9 protein-coding genes are annotated in these 7,425 nt (G+C 63.2%); 8 read left to right on the top strand and 1 reads right to left on the bottom strand.

From position 1 onward, the window contains the following. Positions 1-110: 110 nt before the first annotated feature. Positions 111-737, bottom strand: coding sequence for a CopD family protein (locus Q0X16_RS06760; protein ID WP_240311022.1), 627 nt, complete (start codon positions 735-737; stop codon positions 111-113). Between the two features lie 307 nt (positions 738-1,044). On the opposite strand from Q0X16_RS06760, the gene Q0X16_RS06755 reads away from it, so the two are divergent. From Q0X16_RS06755 to Q0X16_RS06720, 8 genes are all read left to right on the top strand, one after another. After that, positions 1,045-1,473, top strand: coding sequence for a CopL family metal-binding regulatory protein (locus Q0X16_RS06755; RefSeq protein WP_114958842.1), 429 nt, complete (start codon positions 1,045-1,047; stop codon positions 1,471-1,473). Between the two features lie 112 nt (positions 1,474-1,585). Continuing rightward, positions 1,586-3,475, top strand: a complete 1,890-nt coding sequence (locus tag Q0X16_RS06750; RefSeq protein WP_297832353.1) for a copper resistance system multicopper oxidase — start codon at positions 1,586-1,588, stop codon at positions 3,473-3,475. Then, positions 3,472-4,578: a copper resistance protein B gene (locus Q0X16_RS06745; RefSeq protein WP_187570530.1), complete on the top strand. Its 1,107-nt coding sequence runs from the start codon at positions 3,472-3,474 to the stop codon at positions 4,576-4,578. The genes Q0X16_RS06750 and Q0X16_RS06745 overlap by 4 nt, the downstream gene beginning before the upstream one ends. 15 nt (positions 4,579-4,593) lie before the next feature. After that, the gene (locus Q0X16_RS06740) at positions 4,594-5,478 is read left to right on the top strand and encodes a cytochrome c (protein WP_297832346.1); all 885 of its coding nucleotides are present in this window, start codon (positions 4,594-4,596) and stop codon (positions 5,476-5,478) included. A gap of 17 nt (positions 5,479-5,495) precedes the next feature. Then, on the top strand, positions 5,496-5,978 hold the full coding sequence (locus tag Q0X16_RS06735; protein ID WP_190281004.1) for a nuclear transport factor 2 family protein: 483 nt from the start codon (positions 5,496-5,498) through the stop codon (positions 5,976-5,978). A gap of 17 nt (positions 5,979-5,995) precedes the next feature. Further along, entirely contained in the window at positions 5,996-6,505 is a 510-nt protein-coding gene (locus Q0X16_RS06730; protein ID WP_114959248.1) for a DUF411 domain-containing protein, read from the top strand. 92 nt (positions 6,506-6,597) lie between these two features. Continuing rightward, complete coding sequence (locus tag Q0X16_RS06725) at positions 6,598-6,996, top strand: heavy metal-responsive transcriptional regulator (protein ID WP_297832337.1); 399 nt, start codon at positions 6,598-6,600, stop codon at positions 6,994-6,996. After that, positions 6,993-7,425, top strand: a 433-nt coding sequence (locus Q0X16_RS06720) for a YHS domain-containing protein (protein ID WP_297832334.1), incomplete at its 3' end; no start/stop codon positions are given. The genes Q0X16_RS06725 and Q0X16_RS06720, both read left to right, overlap by 4 nt.

The raw sequence follows: 7,425 nt of genomic DNA, 5'->3' as shown, positions 1-7,425 counted from the left end.
TGATCCGGTGCAACTGATCCAGATCAATTTCTGGTCAAGCACGGAGACGGCGGGGGAGTTCGTGCCGATGCTCGGCGGGGAGGAACCATCAAGACTATGCTCCATCGCGCTCAGGCAGCCGCGGGGCTGAGCGTTCCCAGCACCGAAACGACGATCAAGATCAGGATGGCCAGTGTGGCCTCAGCCGCGACACTCTGCCGCAGGGCCCGCACTTCCTGCACAGGATCGCCGCTGGCCAGGGCGCGTCCCAGACGCGGCACCAGCGTCCAGCGGTGCAATGCACCCAGGCCCAGCATTCCTCCGAACAGGGCAAGCTTCACCAGCAGCAGGTTCCCGTACGTGCTCTGGAGCAGTGTCGACAACGACCATGCGGTGAGATCACCGTAGTGCGCGATGCCAGACACGATGAGCGCAGCAACGAAGATCGTGCCGAGCGTCGAGAATCCGTGCAGAAGATCATGTGTCGCTCGAAGGCGCCTACTGCCGGAGACCGCCTCCCTGCGCAGGAGCAGGCCCAGGAACACCAGTACCGCGGCAACCCAGCCGCCTGCCGCGAGCAGGTGGACCAGGCCCGCAGCAAGCCGCAGCGCACCGGACGCGCCTTCACCGGCGGCGGCGTGGCCGTTCCATGCCAGCGTAGCAAGTGCGCCGCCCGCCAGCATTGCCAGCCGCGGAAAGGCGGACTCCACCTTTCCGCGGCGGCGCTGCCATCCGAGCACGACGAGCGAGGCAAACACGAGCCCCAACTCAAGACCGCGAAGCGGTTGGCGGAGGTGCTGGGGATTCCTCCCGCGTTCCTCTACACCGAAGACGATTTATTGGCCGCGCTGTTACTACGTTGGAATGAGTTGTCCCTCCGCCAGAAGAAGGACCTTCTCAAACAGGTCGAGGGTGTGGAACTTTCCAAGTCGAAGCGGGGTCGTCTTCCCGGCAAGTAGCTTCATTGGGCCGTGGGTGTTGAACCCTTTACCATAGTCCAGAGATAGGCTCGTGCTATTCATGATTCCTTTACCCCTGAGCACGCTCGCGAGTTAAAGTAAGGCCATGTCCACCCGCGCCATCCTGTTGCGTCTGTTGCTGTGCGTTGCCTTGGTATTCAACGGGGCAGCCTCGGCCATGGCGTCTGTGCAGATGATGCAGATGCACGCGGATGGGCATGAAGCCGCAAGTACTCCGGTCGCGCCTATGGCGAGTGCCGAGTCCGAGATGCCATGCCACCACGACGGGCAGCCCGCGCATTCGCAGGATGCGGCCGATGCGGCAACGGCTACCAAGGACAAGCAACCCGGCCAGTCACCCGATTGCTGCAAGTCGAGCACCTGTACCTGTGCATGCGTGCATCAGGCGGCCGCCATGGTGCCGGTGATGGCCTTCCAGGGCACCGCCCTGCTGCATGTCGGTAGCGTGCGATCGATGGCCTTGGGCCATGCAACACCACCGTTGCCCCATCTGATCCGACCTCCCATCGGCTAAGTGTCCTTTGGCGCCCCGGGCGCCGGTTCGCTTGCGCGCGTCGCCGTTCGACGTGCTTTGCAGGCAGTGGTCCAGCGCTTGTGCTGGCCTATGACACTTTGATGGAGTTCACATGTCTTCCGATGCTTTCGGCCGCAATGCCGACGGGTTGTTCAAACCGTCGCGGCGGCGATTCGTGCAGGGGTTGGCCGCGGGTGGTGCTGTGGCCAGCCTGGGTCTCTGGCCCAAACTCAGTTGGGCGCTCAAAGGCCCCGGTAATCCGAATGTCCTGTCGGGTACCGAGTTCGACCTGACCATCGGCGAGACGCCGATGAATTTCACCGGGCGCACGCGTCCAGCAGTCACCGTCAATGGCTCGATTCCAGCACCGCTGCTGCGCTGGCGCGAGGGTACGACGGTCAACCTGCGTGTCTCCAATGCGCTGCCGGAAGGCTCGATCTTTGGCCATGAAACCTCGATCCATTGGCACGGCATCCTGCTGCCGGCCAACATGGACGGTGTGCCTGGGCTGAGCTTTGACGGCATCCACCGGGGCGAGGCCTACCACTATCGGTTTAAGGTGAATCAGGGCGGTACGTACTGGTACCACAGCCATTCGGGATTCCAGGAACAGGCCGGGCTCTACGGCCCGCTCATCATCGATCCCATCGAACCTGAACCGTTCGCCTACGACCGCGACTACGTGGTGATGCTGTCCGACTGGACCGACATGGACCCCACACGGCTGTTCGCGCGGCTGAAGAAGATGTCGATGTACGACAACTACTACATGCGCACGGTCGGGGATTTTCTGCGTGATGCTGAGCGAAATGGTCTTGCGACCACGATCGACGACCGCAAGATGTGGGGACAGATGCGCATGTCGCCGACCGATCTGTCGGACGTCAATGCGAACACCTACACCTACCTGATGAATGGCGAGACCTCGCTGAGCAACTGGACCGGCGTGTTCCGCTCCGGCGAGAAGATCCGCTTGCGCTTCATCAACGGTTCGGCGATGACGCATTTCGACGTGCGGATACCCGGCCTGAAGATGACCGTGGTGGCCGCCGATGGTCAGTACGTGCATCCAGTCACCATCGACGAGTTCCGCATCGCCACTGCCGAAACCTTCGACGTGATCGTCGAGCCGTCGGGGCAGGATGCCTTCACGATTTTCGCGCAGGACATGGGCCGCACCGGTTTCGTCGCCGGCACGCTGGCCGTGCGCGAAGGGCTTCGTGCGCCGATTCCGCCGGTCGATCCTCGTCCGCTGCTGACCATGCAGGACATGGGCATGGATCACGGAAGCATGGGTGGCATGGACATGTCCGGCGGCAAGGGCATGGAAATGAGCTGTGGCGCCAACATGGGCATGGCCGGCATGGATCATGGCGCGATGGCGCAGACGTCGAAGCCGGCCGAAGCCGATCCGCATGCAGGTCACGACATGGCGACCATGAAAGATGGCTCGATGGCCGGCATGGATTCCGGGAGGACGGTCACGCACCCGGCCAGCGAAACGCGCAATCCGCTGGTCGACAACCAGGCCATGGTGGTCAGTTCACGGCTTGATGATCCGGGCATCGGCCTGCGCGACAACGGACGCAAGGTCTTGAGCTATTCGATGCTCAAGAGTGCCTTCGACGATCCAGACGGGCGCGATCCTGGCCGCGACATCGAACTGCACCTCACCGGTCACATGGAACGCTTCGCCTGGAGCTTCAATGGGCAGACGTTCTCGGACGTCGAACCGCTGCGACTCAACTACGGCGAACGCATGCGCATCGTGCTGGTGAACGACACGATGATGACGCACCCGATCCACCTGCATGGCATGTGGAGCGACCTCGAGGACGATCAAGGCAACTTCCTCGTACGCAAGCACACCATCGACATGCCGCCCGGCAGCAGACGCAGTTACCGCGTGCGGGCCGACGCGCTCGGCAGCTGGGCCTATCACTGCCATCTGCTCTACCACATGGAAGCGGGAATGATGCGCACCGTGAGGGTCGACGAATGAAGACGATCATGACGCTCGCAGCACTCGCTGCTGGCCTGCTGCTGGCCTTGAATGCCGCTGCACAGGATCACTCGCAATACCAGATGCCGATGCCTGCTGCGCAGGATCATTCCCAGCACCAAATGCCGGCGATGCAGGATCACACGCAGCACCAGGTCAAACCGAAAGCCGTACCGAAGGTAAAACCAAAGCCGAAGGCCAAACCCGCCGCCACGCCGAAGACGAAGGCAGCGGTACCCGCCGCACCGATGGATCACGCGGCCATGGGCCACGCGATGCCGGCACAGCAACCGGCTGCCGTGGACCACAGCGCCATGGGACATGACGCCGCCCAACCGGTGCCAATGGATCATGCCGCGATGGGGCATGCCATGCCGCGTCCCGCCGACCAACCCATCACGCCGATTCCGGTACTCACGGATGAAGTTCGTGCAGCGGCCATCCCGCCACCGAATGATCATCCTGTGCACGACAACGGCGTGCAGCACTATGTGCTGTTCAACCGCCTCGAAGGCTTCGATACCGACGATGGCACCGGCATGGCATGGGAAGGCCAAGCCTGGGTCGGCACCGATCTCAACAAGCTCTGGCTGCGCAGCGAGGGCGAGCGAGTAGGGGGGCACACCGAAGGCGCGGATCTCGAAGTGCTGTACGGCCGTGCATTCGCCCGCTGGTGGGATGTGGTCGCCGGCGTGCGCCACGACTTCAAACCGGGCGCATCGCAGGACTTCGTTGCGATCGGCGTGCAGGGCCTGGCGCCGTACAAGTTCGAGGTGGAAGCGACCGCGTATCTCGGCCAATCCGGCCAGACCGCTGCGCGCCTGGAGGCCGAATACGAAACGCTGCTGACCAACCGGTTGATCCTGCAGCCGCTGGTTGAAGTCAGTTTCTACGGCAAGAACGACGAACGCCGCGGCATCGGTTCCGGTCTGAGCACCGCCGAGGCCGGTTTACGCCTGCGCTATGAGTTCACCCGGCAATTCGCGCCGTACATCGGCGTGGTTCATGAACGCGCCTTCGGTCGCACTGCAGATTTTCGTCGCGCGGCGGACGAAGGCGTCAACGACACCCGCTTCGTGGCGGGGATCCGGATCTGGTTCTGATTGGGGGAGACCATCATGCCGTTCGTTACCCGAAAGTCCCTGCTCACACTGAGCATCCTGTCCGGCGTCGCCCTCGCGGCGGCAGCCGGTTTTGTCTGGTCCGGTATTTACAACATCGGCGCGGACGACACCCACACCCGACCCGTGTACTCGACGCTGCAAGCCCTGCGCGAACGCTCCATCGAGGTACGGGCGAACAAGTTGCAAGTGCCCGCCGATCTCGACGACCCGGCGCGCATCCGTCAGGGGGCTGGCAACTACAACGCCATGTGCACCGGCTGCCACCTCGGCCCGGGCATGCAAGACACCGAACTGAGCATGGGCCTGTATCCGGCACCGCCGAATCTGAGTAAGGAAACGGTCGACGCCGACACTGCGTTCTGGGTGATTAAGCACGGCATCAAGGCCTCAGGCATGCCGGCCTGGGGCAAGAGCATGGACGACGAATACATCTGGAACATGGCGGCGTTCCTGCAGGCACTGCCCAAGCTCACACCCGAGCAATATCAGGCGCTCGTCGCCAGCAGCGGTGGTCATTCGCACGGTGGCGGTGAGTCCGAGGGCCACGCGCATGCCGAGGGCGGCGAGGACCATCACGACGAGGGCGACGCGCACGCGCACACCGAAGGAGAGGAGCACAACGCGATGGCGGGCATGCCGATGGATACGCCCATGCCGCACTCGCACCCTTCGGGCACACCGCCGCACGTCGATGCGCCGAAGGACACGAAGGCACCGTCCGGTGAAGTGCACATCCATGCCGACGGCAAGAAGCACGTCCACGACGCAAAACCCACGGCCACGCCTGCCACTGCGAAGCCGACCACCGCCGACCCGCATGCCGGCATGGACATGCCCGAAACAGAACCGGCCAGCGATGGCCACGATCACCAACACTGACCGGAGCCGCGAATCCCATGATCCATCGAATTGTTTTCCTCGCCTTGCTGGTGCTTCCATTTGCATCGCAAGCACATGACCCTGCGCAGCATGCGAAGACCAACGTACCTGCCATCGCCGCCGAGGCGAAGCCTGCGGTTGCGGCCGTGGATGCCTTCTCAAGCGCATTGCAGGCCGGTGATCTGAAGCGTGCTGGCACCTGGTTGGCCGACGATGTACTGATCCTAGAAAGCGGCGGTGCCGAGCACTCGAAAGCCGAATACATGGGCGGGCATGCAACGCACGACGCCGAGTTCCTGAAAGGCGCGCATGTGCAGTTGAAGCAACGCACGGCCAAAGTGGCGGGCGAGTTGGCGTGGGTTGGCAGCGAAAGTGAACTGCACACCAGCAAGGACGGCAAGCCGGTGACCACGCTGAGCACCGAAACCGTGGTGCTCAAGCGCGGTAAGGACGGCTGGCGCATTGTCCATATCCATTGGTCCTCGCGGGCGAAGCGATGAGGAGGAAGACCATGTCGATGCATGCTGCAACGGCCGTGTTGGTGCTGGGCGCTGTCGTATCGCTGGGCGCCTGCGCCAAACAGGCGCCAGCACCAGAACGCGCTGCCGAGGTCACAGCCGAAGTGGCACCAGTGCCCGCACCAACGCAAGCGCTGCCGCTCGTTGTCGTTCACAAGAGCCCGAGTTGCGGCTGCTGCGGCCTGTGGGTGGACCACATGCGCCAAGCCGGATTCCAGGTCGAGGTACGCGACGAGGACAACGTCAATCCGGTGAAGGAACGCGTGGGCGTGCCGTATGGCAAGGGGTCTTGCCATACCGCCGAGGTGGGAGGCTATTTCATTGAAGGCCACGTGCCGGCCGCGGACGTGAAGCGCCTGTTGGCCGAAAAACCCGACGCCAAGGGACTGGTGCTGCCCGGCATGCCAATGGGATCGCCCGGTATGGAGATGCCGGACGGGCATTCGGAGCCGTACACCGTCGAACTGGTGCGTCGGGACGGCACGACAGCGGCCTTTGCAGCGCACTGAACGTACATGGATGGCCGCATGCAGCAGGGCTTGACTCTGGACTTTACTCAAGGGTGGAGACTGGCGGCATTCCAGACGCAAGAGGTCCCTCAATGAAGATCGGTGAACTCGCCCAACGCACCGGTGTCCCCATCGACACCGTGCGCTACTACGAACGGCAAGGACTGCTGCCGGAGCCGGAACGTCAACCGTCCGGCTACCGTCGGTACCAGAGCGCCGATGTCTTGCGCCTGAGTTTCGTGCGTCGCGCGAAGGCACTGGGTTTCACCTTGGAAGAGATTCGCGAACTGCTCGCACTCTCCAGCCATCGCGAGAACGACATGGGCAGCCTCAAGGCAGCCGCCGAGCAGAAGCTGGCGGGCGTCGAGGCCAAGCTGGCGGAACTCACGAGGATTCGCGACGGATTGCGGACGCTGATCAAGGCATGTCCCGGGCATGGGGCATTGGGCGCTTGCCCGATCCTGCACGCACTCAACGAGGACGCCGCATGAACACGCACACGCATTCCGATCACGACGCGCATGGGCAGGGCAGTTGCTGTGCGAACAAGAAGCCGGCACCAGCATCCGACAACACCGTGATCGATCCGGTCTGCGGCATGCAGGTTGATCCCAACACGACATCGCATCACGTCAGTCATGCCGGCACCGACTACCACTTCTGCTCGGCACGCTGCAGGGAAAAATTCGTGACCGACCCCGAGCGTTACACGACGACCTCGGCCAAAGGGGAAGGGAAGGGCAGTTGCTGTGCGACCAAGGTACCGACATCCGATAGCGCCGTGATCGACCCGGTCTGTGGCATGCAGGTCGATCCCGACACCACGCCGCATCACGCCAGCCACGCCGGCACCGACTACCACTTCTGTTCGGCACGCTGCCAAGCGAAATTCGTTTCCGACCCGCCGCGCTATCTCACGC

The sequence above is a fragment of the Thermomonas sp. genome (assembly GCF_025993755.1).
Lineage (GTDB): Bacteria > Pseudomonadota > Gammaproteobacteria > Xanthomonadales > Xanthomonadaceae > Thermomonas.
This window is presented reverse-complemented; position numbering and strand designations above follow the sequence as displayed.